The sequence below is a fragment of the Vibrio sp. J2-4 genome, from assembly GCF_021728155.1.
Classification (GTDB): Bacteria; Pseudomonadota; Gammaproteobacteria; order Enterobacterales; family Vibrionaceae; genus Vibrio; species Vibrio diabolicus.
On the sequence record NZ_JAKKCN010000003.1, the window covers coordinates 573,716 to 595,479 of the forward strand.

Genomic DNA, 21,764 nt, shown 5'->3' on the forward strand with positions numbered 1-21,764 from the left:
AATAAACAGCACTTATAGAAGAAAACACCAAGTAAAATGACGATATGAATACCTCTCAACCATCAAGTTATCGGTTGAGGTAAAAAAATCGTTCGCGTCAAAAAAAAATTGACGCAAAAAATGTAAAAACAATCTCATTATATGTGATTTTGCTCGCAAAATATTTTCACTAAATGACTGTTTTAGATAGACTTCCTGATTTTAAATTAGTTTCTCACAAACAAAAAAATCCCCAAGCAATAGCTCAGGGATTTATACATTTTGTTAGGCGAATAGCGAATTAAAGCTTAAAGAAGCTCAATTGCTCTTTCTGCTTCTCTGCAAGTAATGAAAGCTCAGTGCTCGCGCTTGCGCTTTGACTGATACCCGCCACATTCTGGTTAACCAGTTCAGACATGTTAACCACGTTACGGTTGATGTCTTGAGTGACTTGAGACTGCTCTTCGGCTGCGGTTGCCACTTGCGTGTTTGAATCGTTAATGTTGGCTACCGACTCGGTAATACCAACCAATGCCTCATTCGCTTGTTGCGTCAGTTCGTTGTTACGACTGAGCATATCAAGGCTGACTTGCATGCTGTCATTCGCAAGCCCAGACTGCGCTTGAAGTTCTTCAATAATCGTTTGGATCTCTTGAGTCGAGTCTTGCGTGCGTGCCGCGAGCATACGTACTTCATCCGCAACAACCGCAAAACCACGACCAGACTCACCAGCACGCGCTGCTTCAATCGCAGCGTTCAATGCGAGTAAGTTGGTCTGCTCAGAGACACCGCGAATCACTTCAATAACGTCGTTGATCTGAACCGACTGCTCTTTTAAACGCAGTACGACTTGCGCTGCATCGTTCAATGCCTGAGACATCTGTGCGCTTGCTTCTGCGCTCTCTTGGAAGATAGCCAGACCTGATTGCGCAAGACCATCAGCTTCGCGAGCTGTCGAATCCGCAGACGTTGCGTTATCGCTCACGTTGTTTGCCGTGCTAGCAAGTTCATTAACAGCCGATGCAACTTGTTCGATCTCAGCTAGCTCTAGCTGAGCATTCGCTTCTGCTTGCGTCATTACTGCGGCAAGCTCAGTCGATGCCGAGGCAACCTCTTCACTAATACGAGTTAGCTGGTCGACCGTGTTATAAAGCTGTTCTGCTGTTTGGTTAACATCTTTGCTCAGCTTCGCAATTTCGTTATCACCATCTACATCTGCGCGAACTGATAAGTTGCCCATTGCCAACTGACGCATCACTTCTTGAAGTTTTTGAATAGGCGTAACAATCATGCCTGATAAGATCCACGCCCCCACCAATGAGAACGCAAATACCGCAAGAACTGTCAGCATAGCGTTGTTTTGTACACGCTCATTCTGTTGATGGCTTCTTATGGTTGACTGCTCTGCTTGGTCATTCACATGCTTCGACAGAGTATTGATTTGTTGAACCATTTCTCGGCCAACATTACGGTACTCTTTAATGAATGCACGGTACTCACTGTCCGATTTCAAGCCTTGATCGTACTGGTTAAAGAAAGCCACTGAGCGCTCTGAATATCGAACATAGGCTTCGATCGCTTGGCGAACTTTAATCGCATCTTCACGAAACAGATTACGAGCTTCAATCGCACTTAAATCAGCCTCAACCTGCTTTAAGCCTTCTTTCAATTCATTAAGAAAATTTTCACGACGGGCAGCGTCGTAGATAGCGTAAACCGCTGTAATACGAAGTGGATAAATTTCATCGTCAATACGCGCCAAAGTGTCTTTATGGAAAACCAAAGACTCTTGGTTGGAAGCAATAACATCTTGCTCAGCTTGAAGATTGTTTTTAGTAATCCACAAAGCAATAAACAAAACAATCGCGGTAAATAATACCGGAACCAAAATTTGCGTTCGTACTGACAAATTTTTCAGTGATAACTGCATGACTGGACCTCAGTTGTATGCGTGATGCCTATATCCAAACGAACTCAAGCAACTCTCAATACTGAAGCTGCATTTCGGTTATTTGAATATCTATGCTTCCTTGCGACGGGAAAGTTCCCAGACGAATAAACAAGTGGCGAATATTAGAGGTCGATCACACTTTTGTCTAGTACAAAAAGTCCCCATTTTCAATCTGTTATTGACAATATCCCGACAGTAGTGTCGGGATATTGTCGTTATGATAAATTGTGATCACTTATGATGAGATACATTCACATTTAGGGCTGTTTTAGGCTATTTTCTCAACGAATTGAGCTTGGCTTGAGCAAGGCCAAAAATGGTATCGATTGGATAAGAGCCTTCATCGGTTGGCTCACCGGCGACTTTCCCCGTGAACAGCTCGATGGCTTCAGTGACATGATCAATCGCCCAAATATTAAACTCACCTTTTTCTACTGCTTTCACGATGTCGGAACGGAGCATCAAGTTGTGAACGTTAGATTGCGGGATAATGACCCCCTGCCCTTCATGACGACCTTTAATCACACACACATCGTAAAAGCCTTCAATTTTTTCGTTCACACCACCAATCGGCTGAGCTTCACCAAACTGATTCATCGAGCCTGTAATCGCAATGTCTTGTCGGTTTGGTTGCTTTGAAAAAGCAGACACTACAGCACATAGCTCAGCCATGCTGGCACTATCACCGTCGACACCACCATAAGATTGCTCAAACGTAATCGTTGTGGTTAATGGTACTCGCGCCGTTTTACCAAACACGGAAGACAAGTAGGCCGATAGAATCATCACGCCTTTAGAGTGAATACTGCCGCCCAAATCCACACTGCGTTCGATATCGATAACATCCCCATCGCCGTAACACGTCGTCGCGGTGATGCGATTCGGCGCGCCAAACATGTAGTCGCTGGTGCTTAATACCGAGAGGGCATTCACTTGACCGATAGCCTTCCCTTCAGTACGAATCAAGGTTGTACCGTTAACAAACGTTTCCATCACGTTGTCGCGTAATCGGCTCACTCGCATTTCTTGGTTCTTGAGTGCCTCCTCCACATGACCGATACGGATCATGTTGGAGCTGGCTTGACGAGCAACGTAGTTTGACTCACGTAATAAATTCGCAATATTGGCAGAGTGGAGTGATAGCTTGGTTTGATCACCAGACAAGCGTGAACTGTATTCGATAATCCGTCCCATGGACTTTCTATCACAGTGCAGCATGTTGTTATCGTTCACGACGCTAGAAATAAAGCGCGCATAGTGCAGTTCCGACTCTGGCGTTCGCTTCATCTCATCTTCAAAATCTGCTGTCACTCGGAACAATTCACTGAACTCTGGATCGTAATGCTGTAGCAATTGATAAGTTCGGTAGTCACCAAACAGAATGATTTTAATGTCGAGCGGGATAGGCTCGGGATCGAGTGATACCGCCCCTGTCAATGTCACTTCTTTTTCTAGGGAGGTAAAGCTCAATTGACGAGCACGCAGTGCGCGCTTCAAACCATCCCAAACGTAAGGCTGTTCAAGCACTTTCTGTGCATCCATTAACAGAACGCCGCCATTCGCCTTATGCAAACTCCCCGCACGAATCAGCGAAAAGTCGGTAAACACGGTTCCCTTGAAAGTGGCTGTCTCAATCGAACCGAAGAGCGAATGGTAATTGGGGTTTTCTTCAACAACGATAGGAAAGTCGCTGCTGTTACGGCTTACCAAGACGTTCACTTTATAACGACGTGGCAATTTTTTATCCAACGACGCCGTTGCAATTTCGCCTTGCTCACCACTTTGATCAAGGAAGATATCTGCGTTTTCAACAATATCTTTTTGCAGCTCAGTTAAGTACGTTTTGATTTCAGAATATTCCGCGTAATCCACTTTGAGCTTTTTAATGAAGTGAGTAATCACATCGAGCGTCACTTCATCATTAAGCTTTTTGATTTTGTCGCTGTACGTCTCTTCCCACTCTGTGAGTTCACGGACCATCGAACGTAATCGTACTTCGAGTTCATCAATGGCATCGCTGAACTGCTCTTGCTCTTTCTTACTTAGTGCATCAAAAGACTCTTCCGTATGAAGCTCGTCACCATTCATGGCGACAAACTGATAATCACCTTGTGTGGTAAGCGTCAAGCTAATGCCTTTCTCTTTTGCCTCTCGGCTAATGCGGTCCAGCTCGTTTTGTTGCTTCGCTGCCAATTGATTTTTTAATCGTTCAGCTCGGCTAAAGTACATCTCATTGTCGAACGCTAGGGGTAAAGCATTCAGTAGCTTGCCCATTAAGGCTTCAATATCAACACGTAACTTATTCCCGATACCACAAGGCAGCTTTAATACCTTGGGTGTACGGGTATCTTCAAAGTTCGCAACGTAACACCAATCAAACAAGGCTGCTGCATCGTGCTGGTGACGATTCAGATAGCGCAGGATCATGGTGCGTTTACCTAGCCCATTCTGACCAATGGCGTAGATGTTATACCCTTTCTCTTTGATGGACATCGCAAACTCGACCGCTTTTTGCGCGCGCTCTTGGCCCACAATCTCATCAATTGGAGGTAACTCCTTGGTCGACTTACATGGCATATTCTCTAGATCTGCTACAGAATATAGCTGCTTAGCTTCCAATCTTAGTATTGCCATATCCACTTCCTTTTTTCTTATTTTCGTCATTTGAGTGTAGAGATTATTTGCTTAATTTTAAGTGATTTACCTTCCACCCTAGTTTGATTGGACATTTTATGAGCATAAAAGTGATATCAATACGCACTTGCAATTGATAATCAATTTCATTTAATATCAAAACAAATCAACTCTTGTGGAGATGGACATGAATATTGAGCAATGCTGGATGCGCTACTTGAAAGCAGAGCAACTGATGGAACAAGGCCACTGGCCCGAGGCACATCGTTTATACGACGATGTACTCAGCAATCTACCCAACCACATTCATTCGGCGCTCGAAAATGCTCAAACCAAACCTTGTCAGTTTGTCTGTCTTATCACCGGGCTGAGAGATACGTGCGTCGCACAATCGGAGATTCTCAACAAACTCGGATTACAGCACGATGCTTTTTCAACACTCAATCAAACGTACGCACTATTCCAATTCTTGCAACTAGAGAATCATGAACTTATTGAGCGTGTGGGTCATTTACTTGGTCAACAAAGTGAAGACTTGTTAGCTCATATGGCGGCATTTTGCTCCGCTCAACGTAATGCTCAATGGATGATTGAGCTAGACCATGTGACGCGCGCACATGAGCAGTTTTTGCATTTGCAAGCGATGAGTTCGGCAAAGTCTTCGCCTTCTCACTTTTATAATTAATCTAGAATCCAAGCATTGAGGCCAGCTAGGTTTGTGCTGTCCATTGCTTGAGTATCATTTGCTTTACCAACCACAAGGATCTGTGATGTCTTCTAAAACCATTCTTTCGGTGAATAACCTATCGGTCAGCTTTACGACAAACGATGGGATCGTCGATGCAGTAAAGAATGTTAGCTTCGATTTAAAAGCAGGCGAGACGCTTTCCATCGTTGGCGAGTCTGGGTCTGGCAAGTCAGTATCAACCAATGCACTGATGAAACTATTGCCAGACAACGCTATTTTGCATACGAACTCATCCATCATGTTTGAGGGTAGCTCCATCTTGGATAAAACGGAGCGTGAAATGCAAAGCATTCGCGGTGATCGTATCGGTATGATTTTTCAGGAGCCGATGACCTCATTGAATCCATACATGCGGGTGGGGATCCAAGTCGCTGAGGCCATCATGTGCCACCGTCCAGTGGATAGACGGAAAGCCAAAGCGAGAGTGTTAGAGCTGTTTGAACTGGTTCACATGCCAGAGCCAGAGAAAGCGTACAGCAAATATCCGCACGAGTTTTCTGGCGGTCAGTTGCAACGCATCATGATTGCAATGGCACTGATTAACGAACCCGATATTTTAATTGCCGACGAACCAACCACCGCGTTAGATGTCACGGTTCAAGCAGAAGTGCTGCACCTGATTAAAGAAATTCAGGCTCAGATGGGCATGGCGATACTTTTTATTACTCATGATTTAGGCGTTGTAAAACACTTTGCCGACCGTGTCATTGTGATGTGTAAAGGGGAAGTCGTCGAAGAAGGCGAAACGCAAACACTCTTCGAAGACCCAAAGCACGAATACACACGTATGCTGATCAACTCTATTCCAAAAGGCAGTAAGGACCCTATTAGCGAGAGTGCTACACAACTATTAAAAGCTGACGATATACGAGTCAAATTCTTGATAAAGTCGCATTTTATTGCCAGTAAAAATGAGTACTTCGAAGCCGTAAAAGGCATTTCTCTTGAGCTCAAACAAGGAGAAACACTCGGGATTGTTGGGGAATCCGGTTCAGGCAAGTCTACCCTCGGCCGCGCACTGATAGGCCTCCTGCCATCCACAGGTAAAATCGAATACAAAGGCCAAGATATGGCTTTGCTGACAAACAAAGAACGTTTTGAGCTGAAAAAAGACGTTCAGATGGTGTTCCAAGACCCTTATGGTTCGCTTTCTCCTCGTATGACTATCGGCGAGATCATCACTGAAGGATTAACTGTCCACCAGCCAATGTTGAGTAAAAAAGAACGTATGCAGAAAGCACGCGACGTGCTTCGAGAGGTTCGCTTAGATCCCGCGTCCATCAACCGTTATCCGCACGAGTTTTCGGGAGGCCAGCGTCAGCGTATTGCTATCGCGCGAGCACTGATCCTTGAACCTTCGTTTATTTTGCTTGATGAGCCGACCTCTGCATTGGACCGCTCGGTTCAACTGACTGTGATTGATCTCCTGAAAGATTTACAGAAAAAGCATAACATTGGCTACTTGTTTATTAGCCACGATCTATCAGTCGTCAAAGCTCTTTCTGACCGTGTTCTTGTCATGCAAAAAGGCGAGGTCATGGAGCAAGGTACAGCCGAAAATATTTTCCAAAACCCTAAAAATGACTACACGAAAAAGCTGATAGATGCCTCATTTGATCTTGAAAACAGTGAAAATCAGCACAGTGCGGCTTAGGTTCATCACAGTTTCATATTCATAAACTAGGATTAAGAAAAGGTGATGATTTCATCTTGTCTTAAGAATGGCGTAGCTGCCTTTCGGTTTGGCCGCCGAGACTGGTTGGTTCAAGAGTCAAACTTAGTCAACCTGGCTCACATACTGGCAAACAGTATGAATTGAGTTCCCCCAACCATGAAAAATGCCGCGACAGTGTCGCGGCATTTTTTATTCTCAGAAGCTTCGAGCAACTAAGGCATTAAATCGACTCAATACCCATATTGTATAACGTAAATGCATACACGTCTGTGGTGAGGTCAATTTGCTTACTCAGCGGCATCCCTGCACCATGACCAGCATTGACATCAATGCGTATCAATACTGGATTAGCACCTTGCTGCTTGTCTTGCAGCTCCGCAATAAACTTGTACGAATGTGCTGGCACAACTCGGTCGTCGTGATCAGCAGTTGTCACCAATGTCGCAGGATACTGCACGCCTTCTTTTACATTGTGAACAGGAGAGTAGCCAAGCAAGTATTGGAACATCGCTTCGCTTTGCTCAGACGTGCCATAGTCATACTTCCAGCCTTCTCCAGACGTAAACGTGTGGTAACGCAGCATATCAAGCACACCTACGGCTGGCAGCGCCACCTTAAATAACTCAGGACGTTGCGTCATACACGCACCAACCAACAAGCCGCCATTTGAACCACCACGAATCGCTAGACGCTCGGAGCTAGTGTAGTCGTTTTCAATCAGGTATTCCGCCGCCGCAATAAAGTCATCAAATACGTTTTGCTTTTGCTGCTGAGTGCCTGCGTTGTGCCAAGCTTTACCGTATTCACCGCCGCCTCGCATGTTGGCTACAGCGTAAATACCACCCACTTCTAGCCAGTTGGCCACATTGCCAGAAAACATCGGAGTGAGGCTGATGTTAAAACCGCCGTAACCATACAGCATGGTTGGCGCACTGCCATCAAGCGCGATGCCCTTCTTGTATGAGATGATCATCGGAACTTGCGTGCCATCTTTTGAGGTGTAAAACACCTGTTTTGATTCATACTCACTGCGATCGAATGGCGCTTTTGATTCTTGAAACAGCGTCGATTCACCAGACTCAACATCAAATGAGAAGATCGTCGGTGGCGTCACGTAGTTAGTAAAGGTGTAATACAGCGTGGTTTCTTCTTTTTTACCCGCTAGACCATAAGCCGTACCCTCTCCCGGCAGTTCAACATCTCGAATCCATTCACCTTGGTAGTTAAACTGCTGCACTTTAGAAAGTACATCCACCATATAAGTCGCAAACAGATAACCGCCACCTTTGCTGATTTCTAACGGCTGTTCTTGTTCAGCAATCACATCCATCCATTGCGCTGTTCGGGTGTTGTAGCTGACAACTTTGCCATTCGGCGCATCTAGGTTGGTGTAAAGCAGCAAGGTTTCGTCTTGACTATCAATCAAGTAGGTGTCACCTTGCGTTGTATCACGAAGCGTCACAATCGCTTGGGACTCAGACTGTAAGTCGATATAAAACAGACGATTACCCGATGTGGATTCCGCGCCAGAAATAATGAGGAAGCGATCGTCCGTCGTCGTGGTACCAGACACATAACGGTGAACCTGCGTATCCAACTCACCGAAAATCACTTTATCTTCAGACTGAGGTGTACCAAGTTCATGATAATAAAGCTTGTGATGTTCAGTTCGCGCAGATAACTCACTGCCTTGCGGCTTATCATAGCTTGAGTAATAGAAGCCTTTGCTGCCCCGCCAAGAAATCGACGTAAACTTCGCATCCACAATCTCAGGCTCTAACTGTTCTTTGGTTTCCGCATCAATAACAAAGATCTTGCGCCAGTCACTGCCCCCTTCCGAGATGGAATACGCGACCAAACGATAATCTTTCGAGAAGCTGACTTCGCCAAGAGAGGTCGTGCCCTCTTCAGAGAACGTATTTGGGTCAAGGAAGACTTCGGCTTCTCCCTCCCCTTTACGACGATACAGCACGCTTTGGTTTTGCAAACCGTCGTTTTTGTAAAAGTAAGTATAATCACCGCGCAAAAATGGCTGAGAGTATTTCTCGTAATTTTGACTGTTTGCGACCAAGTCACGAATCTGTTGGCGATACGGGATCTGACCAAGAAAATCGAATGTTACCGAGTTTTGACCCGAAACCCATTGTGCGGTTTCTTCGCTGCGATCATTTTCTAACCAGCGATAAGGGTCGGCAATGTCGTGACCAAAGTAAGTGTCCACGACAGAATCTTTACGTGTTTTTGGGTAATGCATAACGTCCGTGTTACTCCGTTGTTTTTATTAAGTTGTTTATTTTCATATCGTTTTATTGCGGTGACCACCTTAGAGCACCCAATATTGATTTCAACGACATTGTTTTAAATCTATGAAGAACCTAGAAATAATGAGATATCGTTAAGTAACGATCACGAATGTGCTCAATAAGCAGCTTCACTTTATTCGGTGGTTGACGAGTAAACGGGTACACCGCGTAGATACCCAGCTTTTTGCCGACCAGTTCGGGGAAAATATCCACCAGCTGGCCATTACGAATATCGTGGTACACCAAACAGCGCGGGACGTAAGCTATACCATGGCCGCCCAGAGCGGCTTTACGTAATGCGGTCGCGTTATCAGTAGAAAAGCAGCCCGAGACTTTGACGATGTAATTACCATCTTCTCCTTTGAACTCCCAGTCTGTTGCACCTGTGGTTTGGTAAGCGTATTGCAGACAATTGTGCGTGGTGAGATCAATCGGCTCGATCGGCTTCCCATTTTTAGCGATATATGAAGGGGACGCGCATACCACCCATTGGGAATCGAGAATATGTCGTGCGATCAAACTGGAATCGGCTAGGTAGCCAGTTCGAATGACTAAATCGTAACCATCAGCCACCAAATCGACAAAGCGGTTATCCAATGACATGTCCACGGTCAGACCCGGATGAAGGTTACAAAATTCCGCAACGGCATCAGCAAGTATCAAATCTCCAGAGATACAAGGCACGGACATTTTTATGTGACCGCTCACATTCTCTCCAAAGCCTGCAACAGCGTCCATAGCCTCCTGAGTGGCCTGCTTCACATTTTTAGCACTGTGGAGTAACACCTTACCTGCTTCGGTTAAGGTCAATTTACGCGTTGTTCGATATAATAGCTGCGCCCCTATCTCTTCCTCCAACCTTGCCATTCTTTTGCTAACTACCGAATTTGTAAGGTTATTTGCTTCTGCAACCTTACTAAAACTGCCCAGTTCGATTACTTGAGAAAATAGGATTAAGTCGTCTGCTCTCATACGATTATGTCACTTTTGGAATTAATTATTTTCATTATTTCCCTATATCAACAAAAAATAAAGGAGTAAATTCACGCCAAATTAACAAAACCATTACAACAAAAAGTCACCTCTACAGCGGATTGACACCGTTCGAGAAGTCAGCGTACGAAGGATGTACAAATGAGTGAAACCCTACTTGCCCTAGTGGCATTTTCGCCAATTGTTGTTGCCGCCATCTTATTGGTTGGTCTCAACTGGCCTGCTAAAAAAGCCATGCCTGTTGCGTTCGGTTTAACCGTCGCTATTGCTCTAATGTTTTGGGATATGTCAGCCAATCGCGTACTGGCTTCTGTATTCCAAGGGCTAGGCATTACTGTCTCTGTTCTATGGATCGTGTTTGGTGCCATCTTCTTGCTCAACACTTTAAAACACACTGGAGCGATCACCACTATCCGTAATGGATTTACCGATATTTCAGCTGACCGCCGTGTGCAGGCCATCATCATTGCTTGGTGTTTTGGCTCATTCATTGAAGGCGCATCAGGGTTCGGTACCCCGGCAGCAATTGCTGCGCCACTACTGGTTGCAATCGGCTTCCCTGCGCTAGCCGCTGTCCTAATGGGCATGATGATTCAGTCAACGCCTGTTTCATTCGGTGCGGTGGGTACGCCAATCATCGTGGGTGTAAACAAAGGTTTAGACACCCATAACATCAGTGAGTCTTTGGCTGCACAAGGCGCAACATGGGAAATGTACCTGCAAGATATCACCGCGCACGTTGCTGTGATTCACGCTGTTGTAGGTACGATGATCCCTGTATTAATGGCGATGATGTTAACACGTTTCTTCGGCAAGAACAGAAGCTGGAGTGAAGGTCTGGATATTCTACCATTTGCTTTATTCGCAGGTGTCTCTTTCACTGTGCCATACGCATTAACTGGTGTGTTCTTGGGTGCAGAATTCCCTTCACTAATCGGTGGTTTGGTTGGTCTTTCTATTGTTGTTACCGCAGCGAAAAAAGGCTTCTTAGTACCAAAGACTAAGTGGGATTTCGAAAGCGAAGACAAATGGCCTGCTGAATGGCTGGGCTCGCTAAAAGTCGATCTAAACGACAATCCAGGCAAGCCAATGAGCATCGTAAAAGCTTGGGTACCATATGTAATGCTGGCGGTAATTCTCGTCGCAAGCCGCGTAAGTCCGGAACTGAAAGGCTTTGTACAAAGCGTAAGTTTGTCGTTCAGCAATATTCTTGGTGAGACTGGTGTGAGTGCCGCTATTCAGCCGTTGTACCTGCCAGGTGGCATCCTCTTGTTTGTCGCACTGCTTGCCGCAATGTTACAAAGTGGCAGCGTAAAACCATTGCGTGAAGCGTTTGGCGAGTCAAGCAAAACACTGATTGGCGCGGGGTTTGTCTTGGTATTTACCATCCCGATGGTTCGTATCTTCATCAACTCTGGTATTAACGGCGCTGACCTAGCAAGTATGCCGGTTACAACAGCTAACTTTGCCTCTGACCTTGTCGGTTCTGCGTTCCCAGCACTGAGTGCCACCGTTGGTGCGCTGGGTGCGTTCATCGCTGGCTCAAATACGGTTTCAAACATGATGTTCAGCCAGTTCCAATTCGAAGTGGCACAAACACTGTCTATTTCGAGTGTGATTGTTGTGTCGCTTCAAGCCGTTGGCGCTGCCGCAGGTAACATGATTGCGATTCACAACGTTGTTGCCGCATCAGCCACCGTAGGTTTACTTGGTCGTGAAGGCGCAACATTGCGTAAGACGATTATCCCTACGTTCTACTACATTGTAATGACGGGCATTATTGGTTTGGTGTTGATTTACGGCCTCCAAATGACGGATGTCTTGATGAAGTAACGCGAAACGCAGGGTTTGTAGCCCTGCCTAATTTGACACAGCTGTCAGCACTACTACCCCGACATGTTGATTTAGCTTGCTACATCAATCCCCCCGGCAGCTGTGTCATCCTTTCCAATTTGTATAACTGATTGAGTGATTTAACAAAATTTTTCAATCAATTATGTAAATGAGTTACCAACATCAGCAGTTCAAAAGTAAGTGAACCATAGGTAACTATACTCATTTTGATGCCTTCACTGCTTTGCGATGAAGGCTCAACGAAAGAGCAAATTGCTCCACAACTTTGCTTAGAATAACCGCTAGGACACCATTATGATTATCTCAGCTTCTACTGACTACCGCGCTGCCGCGAAAGCCAAGCTTCCCCCGTTTCTATTCCATTATATTGATGGCGGCTCTTACGACGAACGCACGCTGAAGCGTAATACTGACGATTTAGGTGATGTCGCCCTTCGCCAACGCGTCCTACGCGATATGACAGATTTGAGCCTAGAAACCGAGATCTTCGGTGAGAAACTGGCAATGCCAATCGCGCTAGCTCCTGTTGGTCTAACTGGTATGTACGCGCGCCGAGGCGAAGTGCAAGCAGCAAAAGCGGCCGAGAAGAAAGGCATCCCGTTTACTATGTCGACCGTTTCGGTTTGTCCGATTGAAGAAGTCGCACCTGCAATTGAACGTCCAATGTGGTTCCAGCTTTACGTGCTTAAAGACCGTGGCTTTATGAAGAACGTGCTTGAGCGTGCAAAAGCTGCGGGCGTAACAACGCTGGTGTTTACCGTTGATATGCCAGTTCCTGGCGCGCGTTACCGTGACATGCACTCAGGTATGAGTGGCCCTAACGCAGCCATGCGTCGTGTATTCCAGGCAATGCGCCACCCAAGCTGGGCACTGGATGTGGGCCTACTTGGTAAGCCGCACGACTTAGGTAACATCTCAACGTATCGTGGCGAACCAACAAAGCTAGAAGATTACATCGGCTGGTTAGGCGCAAACTTCGACCCGTCTATCTCTTGGAAAGATCTTGAGTGGATTCGTGACTTTTGGGATGGCCCTATGGTCATCAAAGGCATCCTCGACGAAGAAGACGCGAAAGATGCGGTACGTTTCGGCGCGGATGGCATTGTCGTATCTAACCATGGTGGTCGTCAGTTAGATGGTGTACTTTCAAGTGCTAAAGCACTACCAAGCATTGCAGATGCGGTAAAAGGCGATCTTAAGATCTTTGTGGACTCTGGTATCCGTACTGGTCTTGATGTGGTTCGTATGCTCGCGCTGGGCGCTGACTGCACACTGCTTGGTCGTTCATTTGTGTACGCATTGGCTGCACAAGGCGGCGCAGGCGTTGAAAACCTACTGGATCTGTACGACAAAGAAATGCGTGTAGCTATGACGCTTACTGGCGCGAAGTCTATCGCGGACCTTTCTCGCGATTCCTTGGTGAAAATCCCATAATCTTTGCAGGCGAGCAAAACAGAAACGAAAAAACGAGCCACAGTTGGCTCGTTTTTTATTGCTCTTCAACCCGATAATTTGACGAGCAAGCTAACTAACTTGGTGAACGTACTCGATCACGACTTGGTTGCCGTCGATAAACACGTTACTGATATCGCCATCCACCGTCACACGATTTTGTAAATAAACCGTACCAGATGCAGATAGATCACGCTCCGTCAAAGACGGAATCACCTGACCAGGACGTACATGTAGCTGCTCGCATAGCTGTTTTACAAAACCTAGCGTCAGTGGAGAATTACCACGTAACAAGCCAGAAAACTCGTGTAGACTCAAACCAAGGCGCTTCGCCATTTCCATTTGAGTGATGTGCATTTTGGCTTTTTGTGACATCCAGATGTCGTAGAGCGCGTTTCGATCCAGCTCTGTAAATTCCATATCTGCCTCCGCTAATTCAAGAGCCAATACACTCTCACACTTACTTAAGATAAATGTTAGCGATAAGTCAGAGAAGTTATAATTGATCGTTCAAATATCAACGCACATCGGAGATGACGAAGCTCCGCACACGAATGGAACGGCGGCTCATCACTCAGTTTCGACCACTCACTTTTCACCTCACGAACTAGCCTACCTCAGGCGATTTATACATAAGTAAATGATTTAAAGGAAATCACTGGGGTGAAGGAGTAATATCTGCTACCTTTCCTTCCATGGTTCACTAGAAAGAAGTTACATATGTCACAGTGGTTTACCGATTTGCAAAGCTATATTGAAACATCTCATCAAGATTGGAGTGGGAGTGTCCTTTTCATTACACTCGCCAGCTTTATTGCTTGGATAGCTTGGCGACTGATCCGCTCTCGTCTCGCAGTACTAGTAGAGAAAACCCCTTTCCACTGGGATGACATGTTGCTTGATGCGCTAAAAGCGCCAGTCAGTACACTCATTTGGTGTTGGCCAGCAACCGTCTCTATCGGCATCATATTAGAGAGCGAGCTCAACGATAAAATAAACTGGTTAAGCACGCTGAAACTGATTTTGGTGATCAGTATCTTCGTCTGGACCGTTATGCGACTCATTACCAATGTTGAAGAGTACGTCCTAGAACAAAAAAACCGAGATGAAACCACAGTGCAAGCGATAGCTAAAGTCGCGCGCTTGTTCTTTATTACCGTCGGAATTCTCACTGTGATGCAGGCGTTTGGCTTGTCACTGTCAGGATTGCTCACCTTTGGTGGTGTCGGTGGTTTAATCGTTGGTTTAGCGGCGAAAGATCTGCTGTCGAACTTCTTTGGCGGCCTTATGATCTACTTCGATCGTCCGTTTAAAGTTGGCGACTGGATCCGCTCTCCAGATCGCCAAATTGAAGGTACGGTAGAGCGAATTGGCTGGAGAATGACCATCATCCGAACTTTCGATAAGCGTCCTCTTTATGTGCCAAACTCTGTGTTTAGCAACATAGTCGTAGAAAACCCATCTCGCATGCTAAACCGACGCATCTACGAAAAAATTGGACTTCGTTACGACGACGCCGAAAAAATGCCGCAAATCATTACAGCGGTGAAAGAGATGCTTAAGAATCACAAAGATATTGATGCACGCCAAACGCTTATCGTCAACTTCGATACGTTCGGTCCATCGTCACTGCATTTCTTCATTTATACCTTCACAAAAACCGTGAATTGGGTGAGATACCATGAGGTTAAACAGGATGTTCTTCTTCAAGTAATTAACATCATTAAAGAACACGAAGCAGATATCGCCTTCCCAACTCAAACACTCAAGCTCGATCCAGTTCAAATGATAAAAACTGAAGCGCAAGAAGATCACGGCTTCTAATTTCCACCAATACCAATAACAAAGCCCGCTTTATTCAAGCGGGCTTTTTCATTTTTTATTTGCTTGGATTGGTTAGTGCTGCATTAACACCATACGAGCATTCAATGGTTGGATGGGACGATTGTTTTTCCCCATCACTGTCGTAAACGCTTTAATCTGCTCAGGGGAAATGGTTTGTGCTTCTTTCATCACTAACCAACGTACCCCTTCAGAGCATGGTGGTGTCGTTAGTGAGCCATTAAAGCGATAATACGCTTTGTCTTTTGGAAGCAACGCATCCGTTTCAAATGGCAATTTAATCTCTACACCTTGATCTTTACTTGGTATGTTTGCTAGTAACTTCGCTAAATCTGGATTCGCTTTTCCGGATTGAAAAAACACGGCCACAACCGCCAAATGGCCAGTTGTATCAGCATGCACAAAGTGCGCTTCTAAAGGGTATTCTTTGCCATCCACATGGTTTTCTGACGGGGTATGGAAGTGGAACTGCTTTAACGTGAATGCATTGCCATCAATCAACAGTGTGTTGTCACCCTCTAGGCTGGTTTGCAGGGTGTGGCCGTTATTGAGCAATGAGATTGCTTTGCCATGGTAGTCGAACTGCAATTTGTCTAACTTCGCTTCTGCTGCGGAGACAATATTAATTGGGCTTTGGTTTTGACCTTTGGAACATTCAGACGCAAACTCGCCCCAATGCTCAGGCCCGTGACTCCCCTCGTAACCCCAGCTTGCTGCGTAAGCTGTTCCTGTAAATACCAACGCCAAACCTAGTGCTGCCAGTGACTTCTTCATAGTTTTCCTTATTCCTTCAAGTTAAATGTTGTGAAAACAAAACCATACTAATCGCACAGAATTAAGCGGGAATAGAGTGAAAACTATGATTACAAAAGTTTTTTGGAATAGATGCCTCTAGTTATGCAATTGATATGATGCTCAAAATTGAACATCAACGATTATCGAGTCGGTATAAGTGCCAGCTGGTGGGGTGGTTTGGCTTGTTATTATCTCTGCGCGATAATTGAAGTTCTGCGGAGTGATGCCATCGGGAATAGTGTCACCCGTATCCACATCGCTCTGTTCACGACGTTCAGAACCAGTGTCCCCCCACCGCTCCGTCGATGAGGATTTATAGATTTCATACTCCAAATAGTTACCGCCAGATGCCATCCGTCGTTGGCCTCCGGAGGCATTCACACCGTCGTTTAAACCAATGGTAAAAGCACTGTTCTTGGTACAGGTTAATGATATAACCTGACTGACAGGGTCAAAACCTGCCACCAATGGTGATGAACCAAAATTAATATCTGGCGCCGTGATCATACAATCGGGAGTGACTTCCAACTCTACCGTAATCAAGCTTTGTGCATTGCCTGTTTCTCGCCCAAGACATACGCCTCCAACTCCAATTCCTGAGCAATAATTCCAAATCCAAGACACCGTAATTTGGTCTCGATAAGTCCCTGCTGAGAGATTACTACCAGCTCCTGTCCGGGCATAAAGCGGAAATTCAGCTTGAGTGCCAAATAAACCTAGTAAATCGAGCAGCCCAATTTCAAAAAAATTGTAAGTTTGGCCAAAAATGTACTCTTGCGAAAGGCTTGGATCTCCAAAAATCTGATAGCTAAGTTCCGAACTAATATCCGCCGCATTAAGCAACCGCCCATCGTTAGTACTGTTAAACGTTGCAGACACATAGTCGCCACTCAACAAAGAAACAAGTGTAGAAAAGTCACACGTTATCCCTGCGTGAGGCTGGGCTGAGCTCTGTTGCTGAATAGTTGAAACGGTAAACGAGGAAACGCTTCCAAATTGAATCAAAGGCGTCGGCGCAGTGAGCTCACAAGCCATGTTACCGGACGATATAAAAAGAAGAAAAAACCAAAGATAACGAGAATACCGACTCATAATTGTACCTCTGCTTTTTGCTCTTTCGTGCAGACTTGTTTACCTAATGTCTGTATTTTCTCGCTCCGTGTTTGATAGAGTCCCGTTATAAATACTTTACATGGTGGAAAGCCTTCGGGGTAAAAGATAATGTACTCACCTACATTACGCCCCTCAAAATACGTCACTCCATCCCAACCAATTTGCCCTACCACTCCAGTATCTGATTGACCATAAGTTCCTAATGGCAAGTAGGCGTCATTTTCATCAACAACCTCCATGCTTAACGCAACTTGCAAAGCTATTGGGAACTCGAGCAAATAGCCGTACCCAGAATGTATCGACGCGTATTGTTCTGTTGTTGGGAAAAAAGCATTGGCTGGTAATCTAAGCGGATCAATTTCATATTTTGCGGTGTAATATGCCATTGCCCACGGTACAAGTAAGTAACCGTCATCATCAGTCAATCCAACGACTTGATTCTCATATTTGACGGGCACACCTTCAAAACCGCTAGTACTGACAACAGCGAAACTATCATACACATTATTTGCAGGGAATATTTCACCATCGAGTGACGCAACCGAACCCGACATTTCGGCAAAATAATCGTAATTACCACTCGTCCCGTTTAAGCCCGCTCGGAACTCCGCCCAAGAGGCTCGGTAAGTAACATCGGCCTGCTTTCTATTGTCAGGCTTTTCATTAATATCATGCGCTAAGTTGATTCCCAAACCACCTCGAATCGGCGCAAGTCGACTAACACTAGCACGGCCACTAAGATGACCATCGCTTTCACGCTTCATGGTTAATCCCGCGCTACCAGAGAAAGCGCTCAAAGGTAATGAGAATTGTGCTAACGTAACTGCCTCCCCATCGATGTTTCGATTAAACGATAATGACATGTTGATATCGAACGGAAGCGAGCGGCTGTAAGTTACATTAAGTATTCTCGATCGAGAGTCGGTTTGCTGAACATCAAAGTATCCCCCTGATAACGAACCCCACTCATTCAGCCGGGCGCCAACATTTATCTGAGAGACATGCCGAGACAAATTCTCTCGCTCGTTAGTGTTGTCACTTCTCAAGTTCTCTGGTGCTTGGGAAAGCGTGTAAAATCCCTCGCTCTCAACTTGGGTACGAGCGGAAAAGCTAAACATTCGAGATTGATAACTATAACCAACTGAATAGGAACTCGCTCTCTGCTCATAATTACTAAACCTTACCGCCCCATCAATCGTTCCCATATTGAATAGGTTGGTAACAAAACCGACTCCCGCAACAATTAAGTCATCTTTCGCTTCGGTTTGTGCCTCCAACGTTAGCCAGTTTGTCATTCCGTGCCTCGCAGCTGCGACAACAGCACCATCGCCATAGTCATTTGAAGCGTTGCCATAGTTTTGGCGTAAAGCACCAAAACTGGCGTTGTAAGAGGTGTAGTTAGCCTTCAGCAAGTTAGCTGAAAGGAAAAATGGACTGGTCATTGCAGTCCGCCTTCCCTGGGCATCCGTTGCAATCACTGTGGCTTCACCAGCTCCCGATACCATTGGAATATCATTGATAACAAACGGTCCCGGCCCCACAAACAGTGAATCGGTTTTTAATCCGTTTACAAATAAATCTAACGTCGTGGGAGCAGTTACTTCGCCATAAAATGCAGGTAAAGGGGCGGTAACCACATCTGGACGCATAGAGAAGTCATGTGACAGTTGAATACCAGCCATTCGAACTGGTTGACTCCATGCAAGGGGCCTCACAATGTAATCCCCTACTTCAAAGCGCAATCGACGACTTTGATCAACATATTCGTACCTCGTGTCGAAGCGCGTATATTTATTACTTTGTTGCGCTTGAACATCTCGATGAAGGTTAGATTTAAATATTCCCGTCGTAGAAAGTACGCCGAATTCAGAAAAGGCTCTCAATTCGTGGTTAATAGATACTTCTTTTTGACTACTCTCGTGATCATAAACACCAAACACACTGTAATTAAATAACCCACCAGTTCCGAATTTAGCAGGGGAAAAACGCCTCCTGTTCTGCGCAGAAAAGCGTTGCATCGGCAACCAATTCGGAGGCAATGTGATTGATAATTGCAGTGACGATTGCAAATAATCGACCTCTACACCCGATATTGATGTTATGTCTAACTTCTCTTGCGTCCCAGGTAATACATCCGCGACCACGCCAGCAGACAGTAAATCGTCTCTATACACGAAGTAACGCTCGCCTTTACGTTCAACATCCGAGATTAAACCCGTCGGTCGTTGATTAATGACTAGTTCTAACGACAAATGAATATTTTCAAAGTTCTCATAAGAAAAGTTTTCAGGGCTAGGTAACTGCGATAAATGGGTCACTACGTTGTCGCACCAACCCACGCCAGGCGTCATACTGGTAAATAAACAAGATAGATATAAAATCTTATTCATTTTGTTCGAGTGGAATAACGTAACGCTTACCTTCAATATCCGCCTTTACTTTTATATTTTTCATATTGGAGTAAGAAATAGGCCACGTTTTATATTGCTCAGGTAATATATACCCTGCTAACCCTTTCGAAACGATAAAAGGCGATTGGTTTGGTGCGGTCACTGCTAGGTTGACTAATCTGACATAGTGATTACTGGTGTTTTCTATATGAATAAGGTTCTTATCTTTACTCTTTATAATCTTTGCCTGTAGTCCGCTCCAAACTTCATTTGTTCCTTGGGATGGTCTTTTCATCCCTTTACCGTACATAAACAATGGTATGGAATATCTCATTCTCACTTTTACTGCCAGATCATTTTCTTTATTTTCATCTTGAGGCCCTTTAGCTGGCGGGAGTTCATCGATGATAATACGATATGCGTACTCTTTATTCGAAAGCGCCCCATCTTGATTTAATATACGAATAAGTTGCTTGGCACCAGGTGCAATTTTCACAAAAGGAGGCGTAGCTATCAGTTGTCGTTGCTGCGCATATGTATCCTGCCCATCCTTCTGTCCCCACTGAAAAATACGAACCTGCAAATAAAAATCTTCAGTGCCTTGATTAACCATCCAAATTGATGTTGCATTCGATTCAGAAGATATTTTAGGGTAAATAGGCCAAATAAGGAGAGAATTAGCATAGGCCTGTGAAGTTAACGTTGATAAGAAAATAGTGACGAAAACCAGTCTTTTTATTATTAAATCCATTTAATTTCTCCGAAGGTTATCATTTCTTCGAAACAGCGCTTACCACTCAAGCGTTAAGGTAAGAGTATCTGTATAAATACCAGCGATTTCATTTCCATTTAATATCGCCTTTGCCCAAATTGGCACCTGAATGTTGTCAGGGTCTTCATTAGTTCCAACAGAATAGGGAGTATCAATGTCTAATACTTGAGAATGTTCTGCATCTTCAAATAATAAATAATCCACCGTACTCGACTTTTCTGTGTGCTTCAGCTTGCGTACCCCTACCGAAGCGTTCAAACCACCGTCAATCTTAATATTCATGGCTATGCCAGGGGTACAACTTAACGTAAGCCCACCGTTGTAGGTGATGCTGCCTTCTACTTCCGCAGCTTAAATAGCAGAATGTTCACCAAAGTTTAACTCTCCTATTGTTCCAATTTGAGTGCTACTCTCTTCTGTCAGCGCACCATTGATCAGACATCCCGTATCAATGGTCGCTGACACTTGGAAAGTTTCACTCTGCGCTGCAAAAATAGGATAGGAAAAAGTGGCACAGGCGGTGAATAAAAATGCTTTGAGTAATATAGAGTTCACTTACCAACTCAGAGTTACGTTTAGTGTATCAACATAATTTCCTGCGACGCTGCTGGTACCGTATGCCGTGGCGTACAAATTAATGGTCTCTGAATCAACACCATTAAATGTAGAGAGTGCTATAGGGTTACTCGAGGTAAACTGGGTAGAACGATCTGAATCAGTGAAGAGAGTGTAATCCACAAACTCGGATCCGTTGGTCATTGCGTGATTACCTGTCGTCGAACTGGGATCGTTGGCACCACTGACTAAAGAGAAAGTAGGCGTGACTCCATTGCTGCAAAGTATTTCGATCCCCGTACCACCTTCCCCAGTCAAGACTGCGTCTTGCTCAGTAAAAATGGCCGGAACGTCACCAAAATTTAATGAGCCAAAACCAATATTACTGGAACCGTTCACCGCATTATTGCCATTAATGACACAGCCTTCCACTAAATTGATCGAAACGTCTATCGTACCGCTAATTGTCTCTGCCCTCGTTTGTAAGCTCAACACTGTAAATAACAAGGAAATAATCAAACAAAAAATTTTCATATGAAGCTCCATTTCTATCTCTGTGAACTCTATACAGATGATTGTATTATTAGTTATAGCTCAACAAATAAAACAAAGTGCATATCAAGATTAAAAAGATAAAAAGAAGTCAGTTCATTGTAGTTGTCAAAAGAAAAGCAGTGCTTTACACCGAGATATTCTTTTAGGTTGGAA

The 21,764-nt window shown here is 44.9% G+C and carries 17 protein-coding genes; 5 read left to right on the plus strand and 12 right to left on the minus strand.

The genetic code is table 11. The annotated features are described in order from the left end of the window. Positions 1-280: 280 nt before the first annotated feature. The gene (locus L3V32_RS12780; protein WP_237284427.1) at positions 281-1,909 is read right to left on the minus strand and encodes a methyl-accepting chemotaxis protein; all 1,629 of its coding nucleotides are present in this window, start codon (positions 1,907-1,909) and stop codon (positions 281-283) included. A gap of 294 nt (positions 1,910-2,203) precedes the next feature. After that, positions 2,204-4,564: a Lon protease family protein gene (locus tag L3V32_RS12785; RefSeq protein ID WP_237284428.1), complete on the minus strand. Its 2,361-nt coding sequence runs from the start codon at positions 4,562-4,564 to the stop codon at positions 2,204-2,206. 187 nt (positions 4,565-4,751) lie between these two features. Between L3V32_RS12785 and L3V32_RS12790 the strand changes: the two genes are divergently transcribed. Both L3V32_RS12790 and L3V32_RS12795 read left to right on the plus strand, forming a co-directional pair. Continuing rightward, on the plus strand, positions 4,752-5,249 hold the full coding sequence (locus L3V32_RS12790; RefSeq protein ID WP_237284429.1) for a hypothetical protein: 498 nt from the start codon (positions 4,752-4,754) through the stop codon (positions 5,247-5,249). 85 nt (positions 5,250-5,334) lie between these two features. Then, positions 5,335-6,966, plus strand: coding sequence for an ABC transporter ATP-binding protein (locus L3V32_RS12795; RefSeq protein WP_237284430.1), 1,632 nt, complete (start codon positions 5,335-5,337; stop codon positions 6,964-6,966). A gap of 241 nt (positions 6,967-7,207) precedes the next feature. Here L3V32_RS12795 and L3V32_RS12800 read toward each other — a convergent pair whose 3' ends face one another. Both L3V32_RS12800 and L3V32_RS12805 read right to left on the minus strand, forming a co-directional pair. Then, positions 7,208-9,241 carry a prolyl oligopeptidase family protein gene (locus tag L3V32_RS12800; RefSeq protein WP_237284431.1) on the minus strand — a complete coding sequence of 678 codons (2,034 nt, stop codon included), beginning with the start codon at positions 9,239-9,241 and terminating at the stop codon, positions 7,208-7,210. A gap of 121 nt (positions 9,242-9,362) precedes the next feature. Continuing rightward, complete coding sequence (locus L3V32_RS12805) at positions 9,363-10,262, minus strand: LysR family transcriptional regulator (protein WP_005375112.1); 900 nt, start codon at positions 10,260-10,262, stop codon at positions 9,363-9,365. 162 nt (positions 10,263-10,424) lie between these two features. On the opposite strand from L3V32_RS12805, the gene L3V32_RS12810 reads away from it, so the two are divergent. Together L3V32_RS12810 and lldD are read left to right on the plus strand one after the other, a co-directional pair. After that, the gene (locus tag L3V32_RS12810; protein ID WP_237284432.1) at positions 10,425-12,116 is read left to right on the plus strand and encodes an L-lactate permease; all 1,692 of its coding nucleotides are present in this window, start codon (positions 10,425-10,427) and stop codon (positions 12,114-12,116) included. Between the two features lie 315 nt (positions 12,117-12,431). Next, positions 12,432-13,571, plus strand: a complete 1,140-nt coding sequence (gene lldD, locus L3V32_RS12815; protein ID WP_005383962.1) for an FMN-dependent L-lactate dehydrogenase LldD — start codon at positions 12,432-12,434, stop codon at positions 13,569-13,571. Between the two features lie 90 nt (positions 13,572-13,661). Here lldD and L3V32_RS12820 read toward each other — a convergent pair whose 3' ends face one another. Further along, on the minus strand, positions 13,662-14,009 hold the full coding sequence (locus L3V32_RS12820) for a helix-turn-helix transcriptional regulator (protein ID WP_005375109.1): 348 nt from the start codon (positions 14,007-14,009) through the stop codon (positions 13,662-13,664). Between the two features lie 300 nt (positions 14,010-14,309). Here L3V32_RS12820 and L3V32_RS12825 point away from each other — a divergent pair, with 300 nt between their 5' ends. Then, positions 14,310-15,413 (plus strand): mechanosensitive ion channel family protein, encoded by a 1,104-nt coding sequence (locus L3V32_RS12825; protein WP_237284433.1) that lies wholly within the window; start codon positions 14,310-14,312, stop codon positions 15,411-15,413. A gap of 72 nt (positions 15,414-15,485) precedes the next feature. Here the strand turns inward: L3V32_RS12825 and L3V32_RS12830 are convergent, their stop codons facing one another. From L3V32_RS12830 to L3V32_RS12860, 7 genes are all read right to left on the minus strand, one after another. Continuing rightward, positions 15,486-16,205 carry a carbonic anhydrase gene (locus tag L3V32_RS12830; protein WP_237284434.1) on the minus strand — a complete coding sequence of 240 codons (720 nt, stop codon included), beginning with the start codon at positions 16,203-16,205 and terminating at the stop codon, positions 15,486-15,488. Between the two features lie 141 nt (positions 16,206-16,346). Continuing rightward, entirely contained in the window at positions 16,347-17,318 is a 972-nt protein-coding gene (locus tag L3V32_RS12835) for a spore coat U domain-containing protein (protein ID WP_065646354.1), read from the minus strand. After that, positions 17,315-19,729 (minus strand): fimbria/pilus outer membrane usher protein, encoded by a 2,415-nt coding sequence (locus L3V32_RS12840; RefSeq protein ID WP_374269645.1) that lies wholly within the window; start codon positions 19,727-19,729, stop codon positions 17,315-17,317. Before L3V32_RS12840 ends, L3V32_RS12835 begins: the two co-directional genes overlap by 4 nt. Further along, complete coding sequence (locus tag L3V32_RS12845) at positions 19,722-20,480, minus strand: molecular chaperone (protein ID WP_046875764.1); 759 nt, start codon at positions 20,478-20,480, stop codon at positions 19,722-19,724. The genes L3V32_RS12840 and L3V32_RS12845 overlap by 8 nt, the downstream gene beginning before the upstream one ends. 39 nt (positions 20,481-20,519) lie before the next feature. Beyond that, positions 20,520-20,831, minus strand: coding sequence for a spore coat U domain-containing protein (locus L3V32_RS12850; protein WP_308191686.1), 312 nt, complete (start codon positions 20,829-20,831; stop codon positions 20,520-20,522). 21 nt (positions 20,832-20,852) lie between these two features. Further along, entirely contained in the window at positions 20,853-21,056 is a 204-nt protein-coding gene (locus L3V32_RS12855) for a hypothetical protein (RefSeq protein ID WP_237284436.1), read from the minus strand. Then, complete coding sequence (locus L3V32_RS12860) at positions 21,057-21,551, minus strand: spore coat protein U domain-containing protein (protein WP_237284437.1); 495 nt, start codon at positions 21,549-21,551, stop codon at positions 21,057-21,059. It abuts the gene before it with no gap. Between the last annotated feature and the right edge of the window lie 213 nt (positions 21,552-21,764).

Coding starts and splice junctions, on each gene's coding strand:
- L3V32_RS12845 (WP_046875764.1), bottom strand. CDS start 20,480: ATGGATTTAATAATAAAAAGACTGGTTTTCGTCACTATTTTCTTATCA.
- L3V32_RS12795 (WP_237284430.1), top strand. CDS start 5,335: ATGTCTTCTAAAACCATTCTTTCGGTGAATAACCTATCGGTCAGCTTT.
- L3V32_RS12790 (WP_237284429.1), top strand. CDS start 4,752: ATGAATATTGAGCAATGCTGGATGCGCTACTTGAAAGCAGAGCAACTG.
- lldD (WP_005383962.1), top strand. CDS start 12,432: ATGATTATCTCAGCTTCTACTGACTACCGCGCTGCCGCGAAAGCCAAG.
- L3V32_RS12780 (WP_237284427.1), bottom strand. CDS start 1,909: ATGCAGTTATCACTGAAAAATTTGTCAGTACGAACGCAAATTTTGGTT.
- L3V32_RS12810 (WP_237284432.1), top strand. CDS start 10,425: ATGAGTGAAACCCTACTTGCCCTAGTGGCATTTTCGCCAATTGTTGTT.
- L3V32_RS12830 (WP_237284434.1), bottom strand. CDS start 16,205: ATGAAGAAGTCACTGGCAGCACTAGGTTTGGCGTTGGTATTTACAGGA.
- L3V32_RS12840 (WP_374269645.1), bottom strand. CDS start 19,729: ATGAATAAGATTTTATATCTATCTTGTTTATTTACCAGTATGACGCCT.
- L3V32_RS12785 (WP_237284428.1), bottom strand. CDS start 4,564: ATGGCAATACTAAGATTGGAAGCTAAGCAGCTATATTCTGTAGCAGAT.
- L3V32_RS12800 (WP_237284431.1), bottom strand. CDS start 9,241: ATGCATTACCCAAAAACACGTAAAGATTCTGTCGTGGACACTTACTTT.
- L3V32_RS12805 (WP_005375112.1), bottom strand. CDS start 10,262: ATGAGAGCAGACGACTTAATCCTATTTTCTCAAGTAATCGAACTGGGC.
- L3V32_RS12820 (WP_005375109.1), bottom strand. CDS start 14,009: ATGGAATTTACAGAGCTGGATCGAAACGCGCTCTACGACATCTGGATG.
- L3V32_RS12825 (WP_237284433.1), top strand. CDS start 14,310: ATGTCACAGTGGTTTACCGATTTGCAAAGCTATATTGAAACATCTCAT.
- L3V32_RS12835 (WP_065646354.1), bottom strand. CDS start 17,318: ATGAGTCGGTATTCTCGTTATCTTTGGTTTTTTCTTCTTTTTATATCG.